19 protein-coding genes and 5 pseudogenes are annotated in these 24,127 nt (G+C 59.3%); 11 read left to right on the forward strand and 13 right to left on the reverse strand.

Translation table 11 applies throughout. The features are described from left to right. Positions 1 to 2: 2 nt before the first annotated feature. Both WGT02_RS26890 and WGT02_RS26895 read right to left on the reverse strand, forming a co-directional pair. A complete protein-coding gene (locus WGT02_RS26890) occupies positions 3 to 1,229 on the reverse strand; it encodes a dihydrolipoamide acetyltransferase family protein (protein WP_208247516.1) in 1,227 nt (408 codons plus the stop codon). A 3-nt stretch (positions 1,230 to 1,232) separates the two neighbouring features. Then, the gene (locus tag WGT02_RS26895) at positions 1,233 to 3,314 is read right to left on the reverse strand and encodes a transketolase C-terminal domain-containing protein (RefSeq protein WP_208247518.1); all 2,082 of its coding nucleotides are present in this window, start codon (positions 3,312 to 3,314) and stop codon (positions 1,233 to 1,235) included. Positions 3,315 to 3,687: 373 nt separating this feature from the next. Here WGT02_RS26895 and WGT02_RS26900 point away from each other — a divergent pair, with 373 nt between their 5' ends. The 4 genes from WGT02_RS26900 to minE all read left to right on the forward strand — a co-directional run bounded on the left by WGT02_RS26900 (position 3,688) and on the right by minE (position 6,041). After that, entirely contained in the window at positions 3,688 to 3,825 is a 138-nt protein-coding gene (locus WGT02_RS26900) for a DUF1127 domain-containing protein (protein ID WP_082321366.1), read from the forward strand. A gap of 385 nt (positions 3,826 to 4,210) precedes the next feature. Further along, positions 4,211 to 4,933 (forward strand): septum site-determining protein MinC, encoded by a 723-nt coding sequence (minC, locus tag WGT02_RS26905; protein WP_024316785.1) that lies wholly within the window; start codon positions 4,211 to 4,213, stop codon positions 4,931 to 4,933. 32 nt (positions 4,934 to 4,965) lie between these two features. Then, positions 4,966 to 5,784, forward strand: a complete 819-nt coding sequence (minD, locus tag WGT02_RS26910; RefSeq protein WP_024316786.1) for a septum site-determining protein MinD — start codon at positions 4,966 to 4,968, stop codon at positions 5,782 to 5,784. Next, positions 5,781 to 6,041, forward strand: a complete 261-nt coding sequence (gene minE, locus WGT02_RS26915) for a cell division topological specificity factor MinE (RefSeq protein ID WP_024316787.1) — start codon at positions 5,781 to 5,783, stop codon at positions 6,039 to 6,041. The genes minD and minE overlap by 4 nt, the downstream gene beginning before the upstream one ends. Positions 6,042 to 6,135: 94 nt before the next feature. Here the strand turns inward: minE and WGT02_RS26920 are convergent, their stop codons facing one another. Next, on the reverse strand, positions 6,136 to 6,729 hold the full coding sequence (locus WGT02_RS26920; RefSeq protein WP_024316788.1) for a TetR/AcrR family transcriptional regulator: 594 nt from the start codon (positions 6,727 to 6,729) through the stop codon (positions 6,136 to 6,138). Positions 6,730 to 6,968: 239 nt separating this feature from the next. On the opposite strand from WGT02_RS26920, the gene WGT02_RS26925 reads away from it, so the two are divergent. The 4 genes and pseudogenes from WGT02_RS26925 to WGT02_RS26940 all read left to right on the forward strand — a co-directional run. Continuing rightward, positions 6,969 to 7,442 carry a (2Fe-2S)-binding protein gene (locus WGT02_RS26925; RefSeq protein WP_208247520.1) on the forward strand — a complete coding sequence of 158 codons (474 nt, stop codon included), beginning with the start codon at positions 6,969 to 6,971 and terminating at the stop codon, positions 7,440 to 7,442. Beyond that, positions 7,442 to 8,424, forward strand: a pseudogene (locus WGT02_RS26930) (FAD binding domain-containing protein). The gene WGT02_RS26925 and the pseudogene WGT02_RS26930 overlap by 1 nt, the downstream one beginning before the upstream one ends. Then, a complete protein-coding gene (locus tag WGT02_RS26935; RefSeq protein WP_024316791.1) occupies positions 8,421 to 10,715 on the forward strand; it encodes a xanthine dehydrogenase family protein molybdopterin-binding subunit in 2,295 nt (764 codons plus the stop codon). Before WGT02_RS26930 ends, WGT02_RS26935 begins: the two are co-directional and overlap by 4 nt. A 349-nt stretch (positions 10,716 to 11,064) precedes the next feature. Continuing rightward, positions 11,065 to 11,712, forward strand: a pseudogene (locus WGT02_RS26940) (IS256 family transposase); the annotation flags it as partial. 136 nt (positions 11,713 to 11,848) lie between these two features. On the opposite strand, the gene WGT02_RS26945 reads toward WGT02_RS26940, so the two are convergent. The 6 genes and pseudogenes from WGT02_RS26945 to WGT02_RS26970 form a co-directional block, all read right to left on the reverse strand. Next, a complete protein-coding gene (locus WGT02_RS26945; RefSeq protein WP_157997406.1) occupies positions 11,849 to 12,013 on the reverse strand; it encodes a hypothetical protein in 165 nt (54 codons plus the stop codon). Between the two features lie 168 nt (positions 12,014 to 12,181). Then, positions 12,182 to 13,036, reverse strand: a complete 855-nt coding sequence (locus WGT02_RS26950) for a transporter substrate-binding domain-containing protein (RefSeq protein ID WP_208247522.1) — start codon at positions 13,034 to 13,036, stop codon at positions 12,182 to 12,184. Positions 13,037 to 13,068: 32 nt separating this feature from the next. Further along, positions 13,069 to 13,851 (reverse strand): ABC transporter ATP-binding protein, encoded by a 783-nt coding sequence (locus WGT02_RS26955; protein ID WP_208247524.1) that lies wholly within the window; start codon positions 13,849 to 13,851, stop codon positions 13,069 to 13,071. After that, entirely contained in the window at positions 13,848 to 14,588 is a 741-nt protein-coding gene (locus tag WGT02_RS26960) for an ABC transporter permease (protein ID WP_208247526.1), read from the reverse strand. Before WGT02_RS26960 ends, WGT02_RS26955 begins: the two co-directional genes overlap by 4 nt. Beyond that, positions 14,588 to 15,306 (reverse strand): annotated as a pseudogene (locus tag WGT02_RS26965) (ABC transporter permease). The gene WGT02_RS26960 and the pseudogene WGT02_RS26965 overlap by 1 nt, the downstream one beginning before the upstream one ends. Continuing rightward, positions 15,303 to 16,727, reverse strand: a complete 1,425-nt coding sequence (locus WGT02_RS26970; protein WP_208247528.1) for a M20 family metallopeptidase — start codon at positions 16,725 to 16,727, stop codon at positions 15,303 to 15,305. The pseudogene WGT02_RS26965 and the gene WGT02_RS26970 overlap by 4 nt, the downstream one beginning before the upstream one ends. Before the next feature lie 175 nt (positions 16,728 to 16,902). Between WGT02_RS26970 and WGT02_RS26975 the strand changes: the two genes are divergently transcribed. After that, a complete protein-coding gene (locus tag WGT02_RS26975; RefSeq protein ID WP_024318571.1) occupies positions 16,903 to 17,538 on the forward strand; it encodes a GntR family transcriptional regulator in 636 nt (211 codons plus the stop codon). A gap of 347 nt (positions 17,539 to 17,885) precedes the next feature. Then, positions 17,886 to 18,032 (forward strand): annotated as a pseudogene (locus WGT02_RS26980) (MFS transporter); the annotation flags it as partial. A gap of 51 nt (positions 18,033 to 18,083) precedes the next feature. Here the strand turns inward: WGT02_RS26980 and istB are convergent. Both istB and istA read right to left on the reverse strand, forming a co-directional pair. Then, complete coding sequence (istB, locus tag WGT02_RS26985) at positions 18,084 to 18,980, reverse strand: IS21-like element helper ATPase IstB (RefSeq protein WP_208245168.1); 897 nt, start codon at positions 18,978 to 18,980, stop codon at positions 18,084 to 18,086. Continuing rightward, the gene (istA, locus tag WGT02_RS26990; RefSeq protein ID WP_208245170.1) at positions 18,977 to 20,449 is read right to left on the reverse strand and encodes an IS21 family transposase; all 1,473 of its coding nucleotides are present in this window, start codon (positions 20,447 to 20,449) and stop codon (positions 18,977 to 18,979) included. The genes istB and istA overlap by 4 nt, the downstream gene beginning before the upstream one ends. Positions 20,450 to 20,665: 216 nt before the next feature. Between istA and WGT02_RS26995 the strand changes: the two are divergent. After that, positions 20,666 to 21,832: pseudogene (locus WGT02_RS26995) on the forward strand (MFS transporter); the annotation flags it as partial. 354 nt (positions 21,833 to 22,186) lie between these two features. On the opposite strand, the gene WGT02_RS27000 reads toward WGT02_RS26995, so the two are convergent. Continuing rightward, positions 22,187 to 22,678, reverse strand: coding sequence for an HD domain-containing protein (locus WGT02_RS27000; RefSeq protein ID WP_208247532.1), 492 nt, complete (start codon positions 22,676 to 22,678; stop codon positions 22,187 to 22,189). 624 nt (positions 22,679 to 23,302) lie between these two features. After that, positions 23,303 to 24,097: a GntR family transcriptional regulator gene (locus WGT02_RS27005; protein WP_225040094.1), complete on the reverse strand. Its 795-nt coding sequence runs from the start codon at positions 24,095 to 24,097 to the stop codon at positions 23,303 to 23,305. Between the last annotated feature and the right edge of the window lie 30 nt (positions 24,098 to 24,127).

Below are 24,127 nucleotides of genomic sequence, written 5' to 3' on the forward strand. Positions count from 1 at the left end.
CGCTATGCTTGCCAGCCTTCCAGGGTCTCGACAAAACGCGTCAGCCAGGCGTTTGTCTGATGAGCGTCGAGTGCGCGATGATCAATCGTCAACGAGACATAGGCCATCGGTCGAATCTGGATCGTATCGACGCCATCGACCTCTCGTACGACAACGCGCTTTTCCATTTTTCCGACGCCAAGGATTGCCGATTGCGGCTGATTGATGATGACGGGTGCCGCGACCAGGGAGCCTGACACCCCGTGGTTTGAGATCGTGAAGGTGCCGCCGCGCATATCGGCGTTGGTGAGGCCGCCAGCCCGCCCACGATTGGTCAGGTCCTGAAGTTTGGCGGCAATCGCCAACAGCGAGAGGTCCTGCACGTGCCAAACGACCGGAACGACCAGGCCTTTGTCGCCAAGTGCCATGCCGACGCCGATGTTGATATCGTCGAAGATCTCCAAATGATCGTCATGCCAGCGGCTGTTGATCTCCGGCACAGCCCGCGTCGCCGCAACGCAGGCAGCGATGAGGTAGGCCGTATAGGAAAGATTGATGCCGTCGGCGCCAAATACCGCCTTGCTCTTCTCGCGATGCTTGATGATCGCGGTGAAATCGGCCTCGAAGATTGCCGTGACATGTGGGGCGGTCGTAGCCGATTCCAGCATGTGCCGCGCGATGGAAAGCCGCATGGGAGTATGAGCAACCATGTGCGAGCGGTGAGTGATCTGATCGCGGTTGAGCATGCCCGGATCGGGGCTGGTCGGGATGCGCCCGGACGATGGCGTCTCATCGCGCTCTATCTTCTGGTTCCGCGCGAATGCCGCATCCATATCCATACGCGTAACGCGTCCATCCCTGCCAGTGCCGACGACCTCAGCCGGATCGATGCCGTATTGCTCTCCAGCACTGCGAACTGCCGGCGAGAAGCGGTCGCCGCTCTCATTGCCAGTCTCGCCAGGTGGCAAGGGTGGAGTATCGGGCGCATGCTCATCTCCGGCGGTGCTTGGCCTCAGACGAATGCGGCAGAGAACCGCGCCGGGCGCTGCATCCATGCCTGACGCCATGACGATCTCGTCGAGGATTCCTGCCGCGGGGGCAGAAATCTCCTGTGTGACCTTGTCCGTTTCGAGCTCGACGAGGGGATCGTCGAGGGCGACGATCTCGCCTGGTTGCTTTAGCCAGTTGCGTACGACTGCCTTCGTTCCCTCCTGTTCGACGGGCACGAGAACTTCGGAAAAATCGACCATGTTCTAGTACTCCACGAGGGCCGTGATTTTCTGCCTGATGCGGTCAACCGACGGCACCGCCCAGTCGAGCAAGGCCGGATTGTGCGGGCTTGGGATATCGGGCATCGTCAAACGCGACACCGGTGCGTCGAGATCCATGAAGGCCTCGTCGGCAACGACTGCGGCAATCTCGGCACCGAAGCCGCCTGTTCCAAGATCCTCATGGACGATAAGACACCGTCGGGTGCGACGGACCGACAAAACAACGCTCGCGTGGTCCCAGGGCATCAGCGTGCGAAGATCGATCACATCGGCAGAGATGCCTTCCGCCGCCTCCTCGCAGCGGGGAACCATGGCGCCCCAGGTCACGATCGAGATGGCATTGCCCTTGCGCGTAAAGCGTGCCTTGCCAAAGGGCAGGGCGTAGTTGTCACCTGGGTAAGGGCGGCGTGCCCACGGATGATCGAGCATGGCGCGATGCTCGAAGAAGATGACAGGATCGTTGCCGCGCAGGGCGGTCCGTAATAGCCCGACGGCGTCTTCGGCGTTCGAGGGAACGGCGACCTTCCAACCCGGCTGGTGGACGAAGGCGACCTCGTTCGTCTGGCTGTGCCATGGGTCGCCGCACTTGAAGAAACCGCCGGGCATGCGCAGCACGACGGGCGCTGCGAATCGGTTGTTGGTGCGCCAGCGGATCGTGCCGCAATCGTTGATCTGTTCCGCCGCCGGCTCGGCATATTTGCGGAACTGAATTTCGGGAACCGGAACAAGCCCGGCAAGCGCCATGCCGACGGCGCGCCCGACGATGCCTTCCTCCGAGAGCGAGGTATCAAACACCCGTTGTTTGCCGAACTTGTCCTGTAGTCCCAGCGTGACAGCGTGAACGCCGCCCTTCGGGCCGATGTCCTCGCCAAACAGCACCACACGCTTGTTGATGGTCAGTTCGTGGTCAAGTGTACGCCTGATCGCCGTGACCATATTGATACGCTGGCCGTCCGGTGACGCCTCGTCGCTGCAATCGGGGGCATGGTAGCCGTCACTATGCTGACCACCCATCGCCTGCATGTCTCCGTCGAAGAACACATGACGGGTGACCGTTTCGGGAGCGGCAACAACACGGTTTTCAGCCTCGGCGCGCGCTCGTTCTGCAATGTCAGCCGCCTCAAGCCGGCAGGCTTCCCACTCGTCCGCGCTCATCACCGACGGTACCAGGTAGTCTCGAAGCCGTGGTAGCGGATCGCGAGCCCATTCCGCCTTGACGAGCGCTTCGCTCTTATATGACTGGGTGTCTTGGAAGCTGTGCCCCTCCAATCGCGGGACAGTGAGCCGCAAAAGGGCAGGCATTTTACGCTCGCGAATGAAACCGACTGCCTGTTGCGTCAATCGCGCGGCCGTGGCGGGATCGCACCCATCGCCTTCAAAGATCGTCAGGCCCTGCCAGCTCGCGAGATTGGCGGCGATGTTTCCGCCGGGCGTCTGCACGTTGGAAGGGACCGAGATTCCGAAGCCGTTATCCTCGACGTAAAACAACATAGGCAGCGTCTGCGTCGTGGCGATCGTCAGCGCAGACCAGAAGCCGTTCGATGCGACCGAACCGTCGCCACCCAGCACGACGGCGATCGCATCGCGATAGTCATGCTCCCCCAACACCGTCGCGTAATATTGGAGCGCTTGGGCCCAGCCAGCCGTCGGCGTGTACTGGGCTCCGACACCGCCGCACATCGGCAGAGCCGAAGCGCCGTTGTGGTTTGGATAGTTGAAGACCACGCCGATATCGCGGCCATCGGAATAGCCGCCGGCGCGGCCCATCGCCGAGCCGAGCGCATCGGCCGGGTCGACGCCGAGCGACAAAAGCAGCGGGCGCGACCGATAGTAGCCGCAGGTAGCGTCGTGGCGGTTCGTCAGGTGCAGACCAAGCATGATCTGCGCCATGTCATGGCCGCGGGCGGAGAATTGATAAAGGACTTTCTTCTCGGGAACGAGCCGGGTTTCCTCCATCTCGTCAAGGATGCGCGACAGATGCAGGAGATAGGTAACGCGTTGCCAGTCCACTCCCTCGTCGGGTGCGTTCCTGCCACGCAATAAAACCGCGGTTGCCTGCGCCATCTTCGATCCTCCCAAACCTATGGTCTGTGAAGAGACTAGTGCAGCCCTTGGGAAAATGCGTTTCAGATTTCAGAGAAAAACGCCGAGATGTGAAACATTCATTTCGCCAGTTCCCAAAGCTACGCAGTATCAATTCGGAACCCTGGCTATGGCTCCCTTGGGTTGCGACAGCAAGAGCCGCACTGACCGAATCGCCGATCGGATATCGGTGCGTCCGGTGAGCTTTTTGGCAGCGAGTGGGGCAGCGGCTGCGGTTATCCTCTCAGCCTTCATATCGACGTTGCAAATTCCAGATGCCTCATATGCGGTTTTCGAAGTGCTCATTGAGGAAGCAATCGGCTATATAATTGTGCAACGCACAAGGAGATATGACATGAAAATCGGCAACAGGTTCGGAGAGTTCCTTCAGCTCCGTAAAGCATACAGAGATCTTTCCCGACTCGACGACGCGGCACTGAAGGACATCGGCGTTGCGCGCGGCGATATTAAGCGCCTGGTATACGGTCGCTAAGACTTTCGACAAGATCAAGACATCAAGGCTCGCTCATGCGGGCCTTTGTTGCTTTTTGATGCCTGTATGGACGCGGGCCGAGCGGCCCGCCGACCCTCTTCGATCTTGCCTTCGGCAACGGGGCTTTTCAGCCGCAAGCCCTCGGGACAAAGCGGTGGGCTTGCCCTTTTCGGCTGGGTCAGCTTGCGTCTTCGCTGCGGAAGCTCGACACCCGATAGTGTCTTAAAAACAGACCTTGGAACGTGGCTGTCCGGTATGGTGTGGCGACGGCGCATCACGAATTTCTTGAGTGCGCGCGCTGATGCTTGTTAATGATCCGGGCCCGGAAATTAACTATTTATTAACCAAATCAGACATAGAAATGTTCAACGATTTCTTAACCTAGATGACCAAAGTGCTAACAGACGCTCGCTCGATCCGCATTAAAGGCCGCTCCTTCCTGGCGGTCATGCTTTCGCCAGATCTTCCCTTCGATGACTGGCTCGTAAGACTAGATGATCTTGCCGCGCGCTCCGCCGGCTTCTTCCTGGGGCGACCGGTCGTGCTCGACGTCGGCGACCTGGAGATTGACCGGGCACAGCTGAAGGGCTTGGTCGCTGAGCTTGCGCAGCGCAACGTCAGCATCATGGGCATTGAGGGCTGCCGTCCGTCGCTTCTCGGTCCCGGCATGCCGCCGGCGCTCAAGGGCGGGCGCCCGGTCTCCGATTTCGAGGTTCCCCAGCAGGAACCGATCATCGATGTTCGTACCAAGCCCGCGGTTGTCGAGACCCGGCCGCCATTGCAGTCGATTGTCATTCGCGAGCCGATTCGTTCAGGCCAGTCACTGATTTTTCCGGAAGGCGACGTGACGGTCATCGGCTCCGTCGCATCCGGTTCGGAAATTATCGCCGGCGGCTCGGTGCATGTCTACGGAACACTGAGGGGGCGGGCGATGGCGGGCTCTGTCGGGAATACGTCGGCACGCATCTTCTGCCGCAAGCTTGAGGCGGAGCTGGTCGCCATCGACGGCATCTACAAGATGGCGGAAGACATAGCGCCCAACCTTCGCGGACAGTCCGTTCAGCTCTGGCTGGATGGCGATTCGATCAAGGCAGAGAAACTTATCTAGGCCCGAAGCTGGCTATCACACAGGAGAGAAAGATGGGGAAAGTCATCGTCGTCACTTCGGGCAAGGGCGGAGTGGGCAAGACCACATCCACCGCAGCCCTCGGAGCCGCCTTAGCGCAGAGGAACGAGAAAGTGGTCGTGGTCGACTTCGATGTCGGCCTGCGCAATCTCGATCTCGTCATGGGGGCGGAGCGAAGGGTCGTCTATGACCTTGTCAACGTCATCCAGGGCGACGCCAAGCTTTCTCAGGCGCTGATCCGCGACAAGCGGTTGGAGACGCTCTTCCTGCTGCCGGCCTCGCAAACGCGGGACAAGGACAACCTCACGGCCGAGGGTGTTGAGCGCGTCATAAACGACCTTAGGCGTCACTTCGACTGGATCATCTGCGATAGTCCCGCCGGGATCGAGCGCGGTGCCACACTCGCCATGCGCCACGCCGATGTGGCAGTGGTCGTCACCAACCCCGAGGTCTCGTCCGTCCGCGACTCCGATCGCATCATCGGCCTGCTGGATGCGAAAACGGTCAAGGCCGAGCGCGGCGAGCGGATGGAAAAGCATCTGCTCTTGACGCGTTATGACGCCAGCCGCGCTGAACGCGGCGACATGCTCAAAGTCGATGACGTGCTGGAGATCCTCTCCATTCCGCTCCTCGGCATTATTCCCGAAAGCACGGATGTGCTGCGCGCGTCCAATATCGGTAGCCCCGTGACCCTGGCCGATAGCCGCAGCGCACCGGCGATGGCCTATTTCGATGCTGCGCGCAGACTGGCCGGCGAAGAACTGCCTGTCGTCGTTCCGGGAGAGAAGCGGGGCATCTTCGGCAAGATCTTCGGACGGAGGGCCGCTGCATGAGCATTTTCAGCATCTTTAGCAAACAACGGACCGCGCCGGCGGCCCGAGAGCGCCTGCAGGTACTATTGGCGCATGAGCGCGTTTCGGCAGGATCCGATCTCGTATCGTTGCTGCGCGAAGAAATCCTCGCCGTCATCGCCAAGCACGTGCAGGTCGATAGCGAGAGGGTTCGCGTGACGATGGATCGCGACGAGCATATGTCGATCCTCGAGATCGACGTGGAAATCCCGCTGGGCGCGAGTGTTCGGGCGGCATGAATCCAAGGCGGCGCCAAGAGCGCCGCTTCTTTTTTCGTCTTGAACCCGTCTCGGACGTCGTTCCGTTTGCGTCGCCCCATGGAAGGTGGGGCGGCTATTTCTGCGTCCGCAGCCCGTCCATCAGCAGGCCGATAAGCCGGTTCGAGCGGTCCCGCCATTCCGCAGACGCCGGTAGCGAATAGATGCTCGTAAGGGCATGCAGAAGGTCCGTCGTGTCGATGTCGCTTCGAATGAATCCTTGCTCGGCTGCTGCTCTTAGCAGCTTTTCGGCGGCTCCTCGCAGGATGCCGCTGCCTTCGGCAAACAGCGAGGCGTTGGAGTCCATCAGGATTTTCAGGCTGGTTGCCATTCCCCGCTTGGCGGCGATGTAACCTACAAAGCGGCGCATCCATTCTTCCAGCGCAACATCAGGCGCATGGCTTGCCGCCAGTTCCTTCGCGGCTGCGGCAAGGCTTTCGAGTTCCCGGCGATAGACCACCTCGACGAGATGCTCGCGCGTTGGAAAATGCCGGTAAAGCGTGCCGATGCCGACGCCGGCCCTGCGGGCGATGTCTTCCAGCGATGTTTCGACGCCGGCTTGCGCGAAGGCGGCTGCTGCAACCTCGACAAGTTTCTCGCGATTGCGGCGGGCGTCGGCGCGCAATGGCGGCGGTGTGGACGGGTCCGTCTTCGGCGGGGCCGAGGCCAAAATAAGCTCCAAGCAGATTCCGGACTTGACGATGGACAGCAAGTCACTAGACTAAACGGAGGCTCCTCCGCTTAGTGCAGGCAGGTGCCTTCGACTTCTTAATCCAGAAGGGGGCGGGATGTCATGCCAAAACCTGCCCAGGCTTGCTTCCGATGACTTTACCTAGCGCACCGACCTCGGACGACCATCTTTTTTTGGATTTCCGACGTCCAATCTCGTGACGATAGCAGGAGCTTATCATGACACGAACCGTTCATCTTTCCCTCGACATCAACACACGGCGGCACGAGCTCGATGTCGAGCAGCGGGTGATGTTGCTTGACGCATTGCGTGAGCAACTTGGTCTCACCGGCACCAAGAAGGGGTGCGACCAAGGGCAATGCGGTGCATGCACCGTCCATGTCGACGGCAAGCGTGTGCTTGCTTGTCTGACGCTTGCCGCCCAGGTCGAAGGGCGCAACATCACCACGATCGAAGGGCTTGCGGCCGAGAATGGCGATTTGCATCCGGTGCAGGCGGCCTTCCTGGAGCATGACGCCTTCCAGTGTGGCTATTGCACGCCAGGCCAGATCATGTCGGCTGTCGCCTGCATCAGCGAAGGGCGGGCGGGCTCGGACGAAGAGATCCGGGAATACATGGCCGGCAATCTCTGTCGGTGCGGCGCATACAATCATATCGTGGCGGCAGTGCGCGAAGCGGCGGAGATGGCGTGATGAGAGACTTTAGCTATGTCCGAGCTGGCTCCCTCGACGATGCCCGCCAGCGCGCTATGCAATCCGGCGCGATGCTGCTTGCCGGCGGCACGACGCTTCTCGATCTTGCCAAATGCGGTGTTGCCCAACCCAGTTCAGTCATCGACATCAGTTATGTCCCGGGCTTGGCGCAGATTTCGGCTAATTCTGATGGCGTTACCATCGGCGCGCTTGCGAAGATGGAGGATGTGGCCGGCAGCCCGGGAATTCGTGCGGACTATCCCGTCATTTCACAGTCGCTATTACTGGCGGCATCTCCTCAGCTGCGCAATATGGCGACGATCGGCGGCAACCTTCTGCAGCGGACGCGCTGTCCCTACTTCCGCGATCCGGCGACGTTTTCCGCTTGCAACAAGCGCGATCCCGGCTCTGGTTGCTCTGCGATCGCTGGTGTGACCCGCAATCACGCGGTGCTTGGAACCAGCCATGCCTCATTGCCTCCTATCCGGGTGATCTCGCCGTTGCGCTGGTTGCCCTGGAGGCGACGATCGACCTTGGTGACCGCAAGATCACTGCCGAAGAATTCTTCGTGCTCCCCGGCGACACGCCCGAACGTGAAACAATCCTTGAGCGCGGCGAGATGGTCGTGGCCGTCCTCGTTCGGGCGTCGCCGCTTGCCAGAAATTCGACCTACCTCAAGGTCCGCGACCGCCAATCCTATGAATTTGCAGCCGCAAGCGCTGCCGTCGGGCTGGAACTGGAGGCGGATGGCAAGACGATCCGCGACATCCGTGTTGCTTTGGGTGGCGTTGCCACCAAACCCTGGCGCGCACGGTCCGTCGAAAAAGCTCTGATTGGGAAGGCCATCGATGCCGGCACAGTTGAAAAGGCAAGCCGACTGGCAATGGAAGGTGCCGTCGCTTATGGCGGCAATCAGTACAAGATCGAACTCGCGCCGCGTGTCGTTGCGCGCGCCATTCTGACGATGGGAGGTCTGGCATGAACGTCATGGAACCCCGCAGCAAACGCGGCAACGCCTCCGATGGTACGATCGGCGGCCGTCTCTCGCGCTTCGATGGAAGACTGAAGATCACTGGTGGAGCGACATATGCTTTGGAACAACCGGTTGCACGGTTGGCCTATGCTGTTCTCGTGCAGAGCCAGATTGCTGCCGGTCGCGTTATCAAGGTTGACGCTAAAAGGGCACAAGCGGCGCCAGGCACGCTGCTGGTGCTGGCACCTGACGACGATCTCGGCCTGAAGATGGCCTCTGACTGGTACGGAAACCGGCCGGACAACCAACCCTTCTATCCCCTCTCGAGCACTGTCAGCTTCAATGGTCAGGCAGTCGCTGCCGTGATTGGTGAAACGCTGGAGCAGGCGACCGAAGCTGCCCGGCTGGTCGACATCGTCTACGAGGAAGCGTCGGCAATCATTGACTTCGACGATCCGAAGGCTGGAGACGGAAAGACGCTCGATGCGCTTGCGGTGACCTGGGGTGACGCGCAGGCAGCGCTCGCCGCTTCACCGGTGCGCATTGAGGCAGAATACCGAACGCCGCGTGAATATCATGTGACGATCGAACCGCATGGACTGATCGCCCAATGGCACGGCGATAAGCTGACCATCTGGGAGCCAAGCCAATGGACGCACGGGATGGCCCGCACCTATGCCGAATGGTACGGACTGCCATATGACAACGTGCGTATTATCTCGCCCTTTATCGGTGGAGGCTTCGGGTCCAAGGCGACAGCCTATGCCTATGGCGCCATTGCAACGGCAGCAGCCCGCAAGCTCGGGCGACCAGTCAAGCTCGCGGTGACGCGCCCGCAGACCTTTACCGCCTATGGCGGCCGAGCCGAGACCAGGCAGACAATCGCCCTCGGAGCCAATGCCGACGGTGTACTGCACTCGATCGTCCATCGAGGGGCCAGCGAGACGGCCACCTATGCGGATTTTCCCGAGCAGACAAACGCTGCGACGCCATTGATGTATGCTGTGGAGAATTTCAGCGCGAAACACCGTCTTGTGCCGGTAAATACCGTCATGCCCGGAGCATTGCGCGCGCCGGGCAAGAACCCAAGTGCTTTCGGTCTCGAAAGCGCCATGGATGAACTTGCCTATGCGGTTAGCATCGATCCCGTCGAGCTCAGGCTTCGCAACTATGCCGAGCGTGATCCGCAATCCGGAAAGCCGTGGTCGACCCGCCGGCTGCGCGAGGCACTCTGCGAAGGCGGCGACGCGTTTGGATGGTCACGCCGCAGCTTTGCGCCGCGCTCGATGCGTGATGGCAGACAACTCATCGGATGGGGTGTCGCATGCGGCACGTTCCCGGTTCTGCGTGCATCGAGCGAGGCCTTGATCCGCATCCTTGCCGATGGTTCGGTGGACGTCGTCAGCGGCGCGATCGATATGGGGCAGGGCACCTACACGATCCTCGCCCAGACCGCGGCCGAGGTCCTTGGCGTTCCGGTTGAAAGCATCAACGTGCGGCTTGGCGATTCATCGCTTCCTGGTGCCACGGTCGCCGGCGGCTCCATGCTCGCCGGCGCCATCACCGGAGCCGTCCACAAGACCGCATCGGCTGCCCGCGACGAACTGATCGAACTCGCCCTTAACGACGGCGCCTCACCGTTTCGCGATACCGGTGCCAACACACTGACGGTCGCAGACGGCCGGATTTCAGTACCCCGTGACGGAGGTCTGTCTATCTCCATTGCGGACCTCATGACGGCTTTGGGCCGCGACGTCATCGAAACAAGACGAAACACCCTTCCGGAAGGAGAGCAGGGCCCGGATGGCCACACGAAGGCCTGGACGACGATGGGAAGCATCCAGGGGCCGACGGCGGGTGAATTTTCCATGCACAGCTGGTGCGCGCATTTCGTGGAGGTGAAGGTGGACGAGGATTTCGGCACAATCCGCGTCTCCCGCATGGTCTCTGCATTCGATTGCGGCAGGATTTACAATCCAAAGCTCGCAGAGAGCCAGTGGCGCGGCGGAATCATCATGGGGATCAGTCAGGCGCTGCTCGAAGAAGGCTTGGTCGACCAGCGCAACGGGCGCGTCATCAACAACAATCTCGGCGACTATCTCGTTGCGACCAATGCCGACATCCCGCCGATCCAGGTGATCTCTGTTGGCATTCCTGACCTCAATGCCTCGGTGCTTGGGGGTAAGGGTGTGGGCGAGGTCGGCATCGTCGGTGTCGCGCCGGCAATCGCCAACGCCGTCTTCCACGCAACCGGCAAGCGGGTTCGTCACCTACCGATAACCCTCGACAAGCTGCTGTGACGTGAGTGGTTCATCGGTTTGGCTCATGCCAAGGTGATCGACCGTTCGTAGGCAATAGAGAGTTCCCGCGCGCCATGATTTGCAGCGCGCGGGAACAGATTCTTGATAGCGCCCATCCGCAGACCGAAGACGTGACATCAGCACAGCCGTGCAAGATCGGACCGCAACTCCCGGAACGGGCGGACGTACTCGCTGATATCGTCGCAGCATAGGCAAGCAATCGGCACTTCAGGCTCAAGACGCCTGCTTCAGGCCAGATACCGCACCGAAAATCCCAAGGCCGCGCCAGCGCAAGCCCCTTTGCGAGCATTTGCTCACTCGTGGAGGCAGATGGGTAGAGTGCTGAAGGGTTGCCGTTGGCATCGATTGGGACGGACGGCGGCAGATTCTGGCTGTCGAAATGGCATCCCGCGAGAGCCGTTCGGCGTGGAAGGACTTTCTCATCAAGCTGAAAGGCCGCGGTCTACGGGGTGTGGAACTGGTGGTCTCAGACGATCATGCCGGCCTCGTGGCGGCGATCGCGGAGGCGCTGCCAGAGGCCGCCTGGCAACGCTGCTACGTACACTTTCTGCGCAACGCCCTTGATCACCTGCCACGAAAGCATGGCGACGACTGCCTGCAGGAACTGCGATGGCTCTACGACCGGCGCGACCTCGACGAAGCCAAGGCCGATCTCTCTGCCTGGCTCGCCAAGTGGTCGGCACGCTATCCGCGCTTGACCAGTTGGGTCGAGGAGACAATCGAACAGACACTGACCTTCTTGCGATTGCCACGCCAGCATCACAAACATCTGAAATCGACCAACATGCTCGAACGCCTTAACGAGGAAATCAGACGCAGGACCTACGTGGTGCGGATCTTTCCAAATGCACAGAGCTGCTTACGCCTCGTCAGAGCGCTCGCTGTTGAAACCCACGAAAATTGGATGGAGGCCAACCGTTACATCAACATGGACGATCTACGGGAGCACAAAAAGCTCGCTATGCGCCAAGCCGCACGACCGCTCAATTTGCTGAACTTGACGCACATAACCTCGATGAGCGAGAGCTGGGATCGGAGGTGGCCGATATCGGCGAGAGTGTCGCTATCGTCGATTTGGCATCTTCGTCATGCCAGGGGAGGCGTCTCGACCCCTAGATGAGTGCCCGCGCCGCATCGATCAAGCGTCTTGGATTTTGCGCCAGTTGGCTGCTCTTCGACCGTAGGAATTTCAGGCCCATGCCGAGCGCACGATGCCGATCCCGTTCAGACTGTTCGCGACGCGACGCGGCCAGCGCGCTCGCGATGGCTCCTTCCATGCCAGTCATCCGCTATATCAATCTTTGGTTTGACAACGCTCGGCCGGCCGCCAAAGCTCCGGCGCGAAGTCGAGAAGGCATTTTTTATTCGTCGGCCCGACATCAAAACGAGTACGGGCACCCTTGCGCGCCCGTATCGCCACATACGTTCTGGTCCTTACGCAGCTTTCACTTCGGCGTGACGTCGAATCCGAACCACTTCTCGGACAGTGTCTTAATGGTACCGTCGGCCTTTGCAGCAGCGATCGCGTCGTTGAACATCGCCTTCAGCTGCGTGTCATCCTTTCGCAAGCCGACAGAACTGCCGCGACCGAGAAAGCCGCCCTGGAAGCGCGGACCCGCGGTCGTCATATCGTCGTTGCCCGGTTTCTGGGATGCGGTCGTCAGATATGCCATCGAGGCCATAACGAGATCCACGCGACCGGCCTTCAGGTCGAGATCGTGTTCCTCGGTGGTCTTGTATTCGCGAACCTCGACAACTCCTTTGAGGTACTTGTCGACGAAAGCAGCAGCCGTCGATGCGGTCTGCACGCCGATGATCTTGCCCTGAAGGATCGGTTTGATCTTGTCGATCTCGGCAATGGCGCCTGCCTCGTCACCGGCGAGCGAGAAGACCTCTCCCTTTTCCGGAAGACTGGCGAGATCGCTCGATTTCGATGTCGCAAAGGCCTGGCCGGTAGAACCATATGAGTCGCTGAAGGCGATGACCTGTTCGCGCTTCGCAGTTGCCGACATGCCGGAGATGATGGCATCGAATTTGCCAGCGTTGAGAGCCGGAATCATGCCGTCGAAGTTCTGGACGACGACATTGCATTCGACCTTCATCTGATTGCAAAGATATTTGGACAGCTCGATCTCGTAACCATCGAGGGTACCGTCCGGCTTGGTGAAGTTGTAGGGCTTGAATGCCCCCTCTGTGGCGATGGTGACCGTCGTCCACGTCTTGTCCGCAGCGTGCGCAGTCCCTGCGGCAAGCAAAACCGCGGTGGAAACGGCCGTCAGGACCCGAGATTGAAATGTCATTTAATGCTCCCCTTTTTCCTCGTGAGGTTGAATTATTTGCTGATGAACTGCCGGAAGCGTTCCGACTGAGAATTGCTGAAAACGTCGTGCGGCTTGCCGTCTTCCTCGACGCGTCCCTGGTGTAGGAAAACGACGCGATTAGAGACGTCACGGGCAAATCCCAGTTCGTGCGTGACGACGAGCATGGTGCGCCCCTCTTCGGCCAGTGATCGCATGACGCGCAAGACTTCGCCGACGAGCTCTGGATCGAGCGCTGATGTCGGCTCGTCGAAGAGCATCACCTTTGGGCGCATTGCCAAGGCACGAGCAATTGCCGTGCGCTGCTGCTGGCCGCCAGACAGGTGAGCGGGATAGAAGTTGCGCTTTTCGGCGATGCCAACCTTGGCAAGCAGTGCTTCGGCCTCTTCGACACATTCACTCCTGGCACGGCCGAGGACGTGAAGGGGAGCCTCGATGACGTTCTCAAGTACGGTCTTGTGAGACCAAAGATTGAAGCTTTGAAACACCATGCCAAGCTGAGAGCGAATGCGATCGACCTGTTTGCGGTCAGTGGGACGGCTACCCTTGTGACCATTCGCCTGCATGCGAATGGTTTCGCCTGCAACCGTGACCTCGCCGGAATCGGGTGCCTCCAAGAGGTTGATGCAACGCAAGAAGGTGGATTTTCCCGATCCGGATGAGCCGAGGATGGACACGACGTCACCCTCATGCGCATCAAGCGAGATGCCTTTAAGGACTTCCAGGGGGCCGAAGCTCTTGTGTAGGTTCTTGACCCTTAGCGCGAGCGGCGAAAGGGAAGTGGTCGCCACGGTCATTGGGCGTCTCCTTCAAGTGCGGGAGCGACTTTAGCCGCGGGACTGTGAGCAATCGGCTGGCGCAAGCGCGGGCTCAACCAGTGTTCGACAAGATGAACCAGGCGCGTCAGCACCAAGTTGATCGTCAGGTAAATCGCGCCTGCGACGATAAAGACTTCGATCGCACGGTAGGTCTCCGAAATGATCCGTCCGGCGACGCCTGTCACTTCCATGAGAGTGATGATCGAGGCCAGGGATGTAGCCTTGACCATCGAAATCATCTCGTTGCTGTAACCTGGCAACGCCTGACGGATTGCAAGTGGCAAGACGATGCGACGGAACTGCATGAGCCGTGGCATCCCGCAAGCGCGAGCTGCTTCGACCTGACCAAAAGGCACCGAAAGCAAGCCGCCGCGTATGATTTCGCTGGCGTATGCGGCGGTGTTGATCGTCAGCGCTAAAACGGCACACCAATAAGGGTCGCGCAGAAATGGCCAAAGGATGCTGTGTCGCACCGCCGGAAATTGCCCGAGGCCGTAATAGATCAAAAAAATCTGGACCAGCAGTGGCGTTCCGCGAAAGACGAAGACATAGCTGCGTGCCAACCACTCAAGCGCGAGGATGCCGGATAGGCGGCAAAGGGCAATTGCGAGCGCCAGGATTGCGCCAAGTGCAATCGAGGTGGCAGCGAGCTTCAGCGTCAGCGGGATTGCCGAGATGAGGCTGACGAACGTTTCAGACAGAAATACGAAGTCCATCACGCTCTCCTAACGCCCCGCGTGAGGTGCTTTTCAGCGCGCCGGAGAAAGATCCCAGAACCAGTTGAAATCACGAGGTAAATGCCGCCAGCGATGAGATAGAAGTCAAACGGCAATCCGGTCGAACCTGCGGCGATCTGCGTCTGGCGCAACAGCTCGGCAACGCCTGTAATGGAAACAAGGGCCGATTCTTTCAGGACCACCTGCCAGATATTGCCAAGTCCCGGCAAAGCGTGCCGAAGCGTCAGTGGCACGATGATGCGACGAAATCGAAGAGACCGCCCCATGCCACAGGCAATCGCCGCCTCGATCTCACCTGGATGGACAGCCTTGAACGCGCCACGAAAAACCTCTGTGAATTGCGCGCCGGAGGTAACACCAACGGCGAGCGACCCGGCCAGAAAACCGGGAAGGCCGACAAACCGTCCGCACCGAGCAGGCGGCCAGCGGCGGTAACGACGGCGCTCCCGCCGAAATAGAAAAGGAAAATTACCAACAAGTCAGGAATGCCGCGAAGCACAGTCGTATATGCGTCGGCAACGAACCGAGCGCCGCGCCCCCCCGAGATCTTTGCCCCAGCTTCGAATGCGCCAATTGCGGCTCCAATGGAGTAGCCTGCCAACGCGATCAGAATTGTCATCCACGCGCCGGCAAGCAAAGCCTTGCCCCAACCCTCGGAACCGAAGCTGACCAGCTCTAGAATGCTGGGCTGGTTCATTGAGATTGCCTTTCTGGCAGCGGCGGCTGAACGTCGTTCGGGATCGGGTTGACGAAGGGCGTGCCATCGAGTCGGGCCCTCAGATCCGCCTTGGCAGCGTCGATGAGCTCCGGATTGCCGATAAGCTCGATCGCTGTGCTGGCCATGACCTTGGCTGCGTGTGCCATGCCCTTGTGGGCCGCCGGAAGTTTGCCTTGAGCAACCAACTGCCAGGAGTGGCCAGGCGTTCCAATCGCGTAGGTCGCACCGCGCATTTGCACGGTCGGCACAACCCAGCTGACGCTTCCGACATCCGTAGAGCCCACGATAGTACTGTCGCCGGCATAGAGCGGAAAGATTTCATCGCACAGTGGCTGGTCCTTCTTCGGCTTCAAACCGAAGCGGGCATAGGAAGATGAGATATCCTCCGAGCTCATCGTCTGCTGAAATTTGCGCGCTGTTGCGCGATCCTCATCATTGAAGACCGGCGGTCCAAGCCGCTGCAGCTTGGCGAACATCAGTTCCTCAAGAGGGGCATTGCCAACGAGATTGGCGTCGCCGCTGATCACTTCACTGCGAACCGACGTCTCGGTCATTAAAGCAGCGCCTTGCGCCACTTTTTTCACCCGTTCGACCAAGGAAAGCAGTTCCGGAAGATTTCGTGCGCGGATCAGATAACGAACCGTTGCACGTGCTTGGACGACGTTTGGAGCCGAACCGCCCGTATCGGTTACGGCGTAGTGGATGCGAGCGGTCGAAGGCATGTGCTCGCGCATGTAGTTCACGCCAACATTCATAAGTTCAACGGCGTCGAGCGCGCTGCGGCCAAGATGTGGCGTTGCCGACGCGTGCGAAGATCGTCCGGTGAAATGGAAGTTGATCTCATTGCATGCCAGCGAAACCGGGTTATTCACACCAGCGAAAGCGGCCGGATGCCAGGAAATGGCAATGTCGACGTCATCGAAAACGCCCGCGCGGACCATGAAACCCTTAGACGAACCACCTTCCTCCGCCGGGCAGCCATAGTAACGCACGCGGCCCTTTAGGCCATTGGCAGCGAGAAACGCCTTGACCGCCGCCGCGGCAAGCATTGAGCCTGCACCCAGCATGTTATGCCCGCATCCGTGGCCGTTGCCGTTCGCCTTGACCTCACGCTGTTCTGCAACCCCGGCTTCCTGGCTCATGCCGGGCAGGGCATCGAATTCTCCTAGGATTGCGATGACCGGCCCGCCTTCGCCGGCTTCACCCATGACCGCTGTTGGCAATCCCGCTATCCCTCGTTCGACGCGAAATCCCTCAATGTCCAACTGACGGGCGTGCTCTTCGGCAGAGTGGTGTTCCTCGTAATTCGTCTCTGGCATGTCCCAGATGCGGTCGCTCAAGGCAAAGAAACCGTCTCTCTTGGCTTCTACAATGTCCCATACGGTGTCGGTGTTTTTCATGGCTTTCAAAACTGCTTTGCTTCGAATAGTATCCAAAATTGGCGCCAATTTATGGTACAAAAACGCTTTGGGCAATCCGTATGCTCGAATAATTTTCGTCAGGTCTTAGGTGTCTCGGCGCCTACAGAAATTCGATTTGCCGTGCTATCGGTCAGGAAAGAACAGGGGATTTTGAATGGCAGATGCCATCTTGGATTCGAGAGTAGAGCCTTCAGCCGTTCGTGACGTGACAGACCTTATTCTCCAGGACATTCTGGCGGGGGCGTTGATGCCGGGAACGTGGTTGAAGCAGGTTGATCTGGAGCGACGTTACAACTGTACCCGCCCAGACGTGCGTCGCGCACTCGACCGCCTCGCTCAAAAGCGGCTGGTCGAGCATGTGCCAAACCGTGGTTATCATGTCTATGAGCCAGACGGACGCCGGGCGAGAGAAGTTAGCGAGATCCGCGTTATTCTCGAAACCGCGGTTGCCGGAAGGATCGTTCAAAATGCATCCGCAGATGATGTCCGTGCCCTTCGCAAACTTGCGGAACATTTCGATGAGGCGACGCTGAACGGAACGATGTTGGAACTCTATGAGGCAAATCTTGCCTTCCATCGTCAGCTGCTGATGCTGAGCGGCAATTTTGAGCTGGTCGACCTCGTAACGGAGATCCGCCAGCGGACCTCTTCGGCCCCGGTCTCGCAATGGCGAACGCGCGCACGCGTTGAGCAATCCGGGCGGGAGCATCACATGATGATCGATGCGATCGAAAACAGGGACGGAGCGCTGTTTGCGGAGCTCACACGACGGCACATCCTACAGAACTAGCATCGCGTGCAGATTCGTGGCGAACCCAAGGAAGCGCTGGTAGCAAACAGGCGAGAACGGCACCCCCCGTGTCAAACATGGCGCCGGAGAACCAGATACGTCGCAAAACAGCTGGCTCAAACCGTGATCCGATCGGGTCGCGGCCGGTCATCCAAGACAAACGATCATCCCAATCAGCTCTGGAATGCCGGCTTCGCCTCCGAAGCCGCGCCGTCACGCAACGCCGTCCTTTGGTATAGGAGCGCCTGCGTATCGGATTGTCGCGCCAACTCCCCACGCTTTTTGGTTGATATACGCGCCAGCGCTCTATCTTGGCTATGTCGCTCTTTGGAAAGGGAGAAAACTGCGTGATTGTGGAGAAACAACTTATTTCGAAAATCACCTGGCGGCTCATGCCGTTTCTCGGCGTTTTATATTTGATCGCCTACATCGACCGCCAGAATGTGAGCTTCGCCAAGCTTGATATGGTCGGGGCGCTTGGAATGACCGAATACGTATAGCGCGACGATCAGGATGAGACGCGAGCGACAATCTGGATGAGATTCTTATGTCGCGGTTGGAGCGAAGTTATCATGTTGATTGTCGCTGGCAAGAGTTTCATCGTGTTCTGATTGCCGCTCCGCGACAAGCTGGGAAGAGCTTTTGATTGTCGCGAATGAGGCGGGTCTGCCGCGCTGGCGTTTGGCTTCCATGGCCGAACGCCGCCGGTAGCTTTCGACATTCATCTCGAAGATTGTTGCGTGATGGACAAGTCGGTCCACCGCGGCAAGCGTCATGGCCGGGTCTGGAAAGACGCGGTTCCATTCTCCGAAGGGCTGATTGGCGGTGATCATGATGGAACGCCGCTCATATCTTGCGGAGATGAGTTCGAAGAGCACGCTCGTTTCGGCCTGGTCCTTGGTGACGTAGGCCAGGTCGTCGAGGATGAGAAGATCGAACTTGTCGAGCTTTGCGATGGCGGCTTCGAGCTGAAGCTCCCTCCGCGCGACCTGAAGCTTCTGGACGAGATCGGTCGTGCGGGTGAAGAGCACGCGCCAGCCGTTCTCGATTAGCGCGAGGCCGACGGCTGCGGCGAGATGGCTCTTTCCGCCGCCGGGCGGACCGAACATCAGGATATTGGCGCCTTTGGCGAGCCAGCTATCGCCGGCTGCAATCGCCATGACCTGGGCCTTGGAGACCATGGGAACAGCGTCGAAGGCGAAGCTGTCGAGCGTCTTTCCGGGTGGCAGGTGGGCCTCGGCGAGGTGTCTTTCGATCCTGCGATGGGCGCGTTCGGCCAATTCATGCTCGGCGATGGCCGAGAGGAAACGGGCAGCAGGCCATCCTTCCCGATCGGCCTGCTCGGCAAATTGGTGCCAGAACGTCTTGATCGTCGGCAGCCTCAGTTCGTTGAGCATGATGCCGAGGCGGGCTTCATCGACTGTGTGGATGTTGCTCTTCATGCGACCTCTCCCGCATAGGCCGTGCCGATCAGGGCTTCATAACCATTGAGCGACGCGAGTTGCACATGAACGATCGGCAACTGATCCGGGTCCGGGCTGAAGACCGCTCTCAAAGCCGCCAGATCAGGCAGTTTGTGGGCGTCGAGCGTTTTGGCAAGCTCCTCGGCCAGTTCACGCTCGCAACTGCGATCGTGAGCCAAGGCAAGCAGTTCCACGGTGATCTTGCAAGCCTGCCGCTCGGGCAGTTGCTCGATGAGCGCGTCGAAAGTCCTGCGATATTCCGGCCTGGGGAAGAGCTTGTCGCGATAGACGAGCCCCAAAAGCGCCATCGGCTTTTTGCGCAGGGAATGAATGACGTGATGATAGTTGACGACTTGATCGTGCTTGCCACTCGCGTGGGCGCGGCCTCGGGGTAATGTCAGCAGATGCGTGCCGCCGATGAAGACGTCGAGGCGATCGTCGAACAGACGCACCCGCAGCCGGTGGCCAATCAGACGGGAAGGCACGGTGTAGAAGACCTTGCGCAAGGCGAAGCCGCCGGTGCTCGATACGGTGACGATGACCTCTTCGAAGTCGGTGGTGCGACGATCGGGAAGAGCTTGCAGATGCGTGCGCTCGGCATCGATGCGCTTGCCATGTGCGGCATTGCGGCGGCTGACGATCTCATCGATGAAGGCGCGATAGGATCCGAGGTCGCCAAAGTCCCTGGTTCCGCGCATCAGCAGAGCATCGCGGATCGCATTCTTGAGATGGCCGTGGGAACTTTCGATCGAGCCGTTCTCGTGCGCGACGCCCTTGTTGTTGCGCGTCGGCGTCATGCGATAATGGGCGCACAGTTCGTCGTAGCGATGCGTCAGATCGACCTTGGCGTCGGCATCGAGGTTGCGGAAGGCGGCCGATAAGCTGTCGCTGCGATGATAGAGCGGCGAACCGCCAACCGACCACAGGGCGTTCTGCAGCCCCTCGGCCAGAGCGACGAAGCTCTCTCCACCCAGGATGACATGGGCATGCTCGAAGCCCGACCAGACCAGCCGGAAGTGATAAAGCAGATGATCGAGCGATTGGCCGGCGATCGTCACGCCGAGGCTGCCCATGTCGGTAAAATCCGACAGTCCTAACCGACCGGGTTCGTGCATCTGACGGAAGATCACTTCCTGCTCCTGACCGTGAACAGCCCGCCATGATCGGATACGACGCTCAATCGTACGGCGAACACCTTCTGACAGCTCTGGATGACGCCGCAGCATCTCGTTGTAAACGGCGACCGCTCGGATGCCGGGCGCGGCCTTGAGGAGCGGAACAACCTCGGCGTCGAAGATGTGCTCAAGGGGATCGGGGCGACGCCGGTCGCGCGGCGGCTTGGTCTGCGATGGAAGACGCGCATCCTTCTCGATGCGGTAAGCCGTCGCCCGGCTGATCGACGCCTTGGCGGCAGCGACCTCAATGGGGTTGTTTTGTCGGTACTTCATAAAAAGCCTCGTCTGATGATCGGTTACATGGCGACCCGGCACAAAGGTGATTCTCCATTCTCAGAAAATCACCGACGCTACCGGGCCAACCGCGATCATGAGACGCCGAAAAATTGCGCCGCGGCGGGGGTGTAACTCCAGTCGGGCTACGCCCTCCCTTCGTCACACCCCCGCCGCCGAGTCTCATCCTGATTGACGCTGAGTCTCACCTTGTTTGTCGCCGCGCACGAATACGCCTATGGGCTGGGGGCTTCTCTATTCTTCGTCGGATATTTCATATTTGAGGTCCCGAGCAATCTGCTTCTCGACAAATTTGGCGCCAGCAAGTGGTTTGCCCGCATTCTCATTTCCTGGGGCGCGGTCACGATCGCGCTCGCCTATACGCAGAACGCTACGATGTTCTACATTCTTCGCTTCTTGCTGGGCGCCTGTGAGGCCGGCTTCTTTCCCGGCGTGCTTTATCTTCTGACGCTTTGGTACCCCTCTGCCTATCGCGGCACAATGGTCGGATTGTTTATGATCTTCAGTGCGATCGCCAATGCAGTTGGCGCTCCTTTGGGAGGGGTGCTGCTGGATCTGGACGGACTGTACGGGATTGCGGGATGGCAATGGGTCTTCATCGCAACGGGAATACCGGCGGTCATCGCAGGCGTTGTCACTCTATTTTACTTGGCCGACAGACCCGCGGACGCGAAGTTCCTCACGGCTGAGGAACAGGCTTGGCTGAAAGATCGTCTCGCACGAGAGAATTCCGGCATGGAGGCGTCTGCTGGCGACGGATTCAAGGCGCTGATCAATCCGCATGTGTTGTTGATGTCGCTCTGCTACGTCGGGTTTCCCCTCGCAGCCTATGGTCTGAGCTACTGGCTCCCAACCATTGTAAAGGGCTTTGGCGTCAGCAACACGACAAATGGCCTCCTAAATATCATTCCTTGGGTTCTGGTCGCCATTGCTCTTTATGTCGTGCCATCCGCAGCTGACCGTGCAGCATCGAAGACGCCCTATATTGTCATCCCGGCACTTGTGGGCGCCGTGTGCCTTTTGCTGTCCGCAGTTATCCCGAACCATGTCGTGCAATTTCTGCTTCTATGTTTGGCGGCAGCCGGAATCTTTGCTGGGCAGCCAGTGTTTTGGAGCCTGCCGTCGCGCTTCCTTCGCGGGGCGGGAGCAGCAGCGGGATTGGCTGCTATCAACTCGGTGGGGAATCTCGGAGGGTTCGTAGCGCAGAACGTCGTGCCCTGGATCAAAGACGCAACGGGTAGCACAATCGCGCCGATGTTTTTCCTCGCTGTCTGCCTGGCCGCAGCTGCGCTTCTCGTCCTGATCATAGGGCGAACTTTGGGCCGCCAGGCGACGTCTCACGACCTCAAAGCCAGAGTCTGATGAATGGAGGTTCGGGACGATCAAGCTTTCTTGGATCAACGGTTCGAGAGAGCGATGGCCCGGATAAACGCTCGCCGATCCGCACGACCGACTGCGGACGGCATAAACGAGTGGAAACGCCAGTGACCGCCAGCGCCTTTGCGAGAGGGATCCAGCCTTTACCTTTTCAGTCTCCTGCGGATCCGTGCGTCACATTGATACCGTGCCAATCGCAATCGAGACCGGAAAGGGCTCGAAAAGGATCTGGCGAACGGTCGCGCTGATCGGCTTGCTTCTGCTCTGGGTTGCACCGGGGTGCGGGGTTGGTTTGTTCGATCATGGGGAATTCCTCCATGTTATGACGAAGGAACTCGTTCAGGAACGACCTGTTCCGGCGACGTTCGGATCCGCCTCCATGATCTCGATGATTTGAAGACCTTCCTCATACTTGGAAGTGTCGGCACCCACCTTTTGGGCCTGCGCGAGATTGTCTCTGAGGTCGGCAACCTTGATGGAACGCGCAAGCCTGTTTTCGGCAGCGCGCGTGACAAATTCTTGATCTGTCTCTTCGGGGCGTCGTGTCAGCGCATCGACGGCTTGAACAATTTCTGTGCTGAAGCCAGCCTGTGCCAGTCGCTCGAGGGGCCAACCGTCTCCTTTTTCCACAACATCATGCAGGAAGCTGACAATGCGTTCGTCATCTCCTTCGACAGCGTCGGCAACGCGCTTGCAATGGGAAAAATACGGCTCACCTGCCTTGTCGGTTTGTCCAGAGTGGGCCTTGAAGGCGATCTTGACGGCCTTGAGGAGATCGGACGCCGCACGATGATCGTGTTCGTTGATCCATTCGCGTGAACCGACGGGCATGGCGCTTCACCTCCGCGAACAGGAAACGAGAGGAAACGCTTGAAGTTCCAATCGATTTTTTTAAGGATTATCTGCAATCCTGGGGCGATAGTCTGTCTCTTCCTCACCCTTCCGACGGTCTCGCCCGCCGCGTCTAAGCTGCGGCTCTTCTGGTGAGGATCACCGAGCTTGAAGCCATCGCAAATGCCACTATGTGTCGCTGCACTAGCTGAAAGCGCTCATCAGCAAAAACAATGAATTCCCACGTTTTCTTAAACAGGAGTGTGCGCCGACCCGGCAACGTTCCTGCGCGCGGTATTCCGAGAAAATAGTTCGTCGACCTGCGTTTGAGCGGCGTTTTCGACATCGAACGGGCCGTTTTTAAACTCTTTTTAGATAGACGGAACAAAGAGGCCGGCTTCAAGTTTCAAAGACAACCGTCCGGCCCCGCTCCTTCAAGAGTGTGCCGACTTCTCCAGTCTTGCCGGGCGGTCCTCCTCCCTGACATAACCTGCCATCTCGCGGCAGCTTGCTTTGGAAATCGAGAGGCTCGCTTGACTTTGCAGCCACTGGCCCCGGTTTTCTGCGTCGTTCCTTGCTGCGGCCGCGTCATAGTCAGCGCCGGACACGCATCGATAGCCCCTGTTAATATTCGCGGAAGTCGCCCGTCGCCGACTGCAGCAGCGTCAGTGGGTAACGGTCGGGATGATGGACAAGTGCCGTCATGTTGATTGGCCGGTCGCGCTCGTCGAAGGCGATCTGGTCGACAGTGAGTACGGCGGCCGGCCGAGGAAGCTCCAGCATCTCAGCTTCACTTTCACTCGCCAAACGCGCGCTCAACGTCGTTTGTCCACGCCGAGGCTGGATCCCGTAGATTTCTCGCAATTCGGCATAAAGCGAACGGTTTGCGACCGACCAGTCCAGGTCTGTCAAGCCCGGCGCGCGGGAAGCCGGTACCCAGTCGGTCTGCAGGACGACCGGCACGCCGTCCAACAAGCGCAGACGAGACAGCACGATCACATTTGATGCTGGCGCAAGAAACAGCGGCCGACTGATCTCGAGGGATGCTTTCACCACTTCCAGCCTGAGAAGGCGATGTCCTGGCACACGGCCACTTGCTAGCGCCGTACTCGTAAAGCTTCGCAGAACCTCGAGTTCAAATCCTTTGCCATTTTCCGCCACATACAAGCCCTTGCCCGGCTGGCTGCGAACAATGCCCTGGCGTATCAGCTCGCGAACGGCATGCCGCACGGTGATGCGACTGACATCGTAAAGCGAAACGAGTTCGCGCTCTGACGGCAGCTTGCCGCGTAACGGCACTTTCCCATCGCGGATCGATGCCAGCAGATCTTCATAGACCTGCTGGTGGAGCGGGCGAGGGTCGGCCCGATCAATTGCCGCATGCCTTTCCGTCGCTCTTTCCCGCTGACGCGTCGTCACGCTACGCTCTCCGCCTCGACACTGATTTAT

Source organism: Rhizobium sp. T1470 (assembly GCF_042140505.1).
Taxonomy (GTDB): domain Bacteria; phylum Pseudomonadota; class Alphaproteobacteria; order Rhizobiales; family Rhizobiaceae; genus Rhizobium; species Rhizobium favelukesii.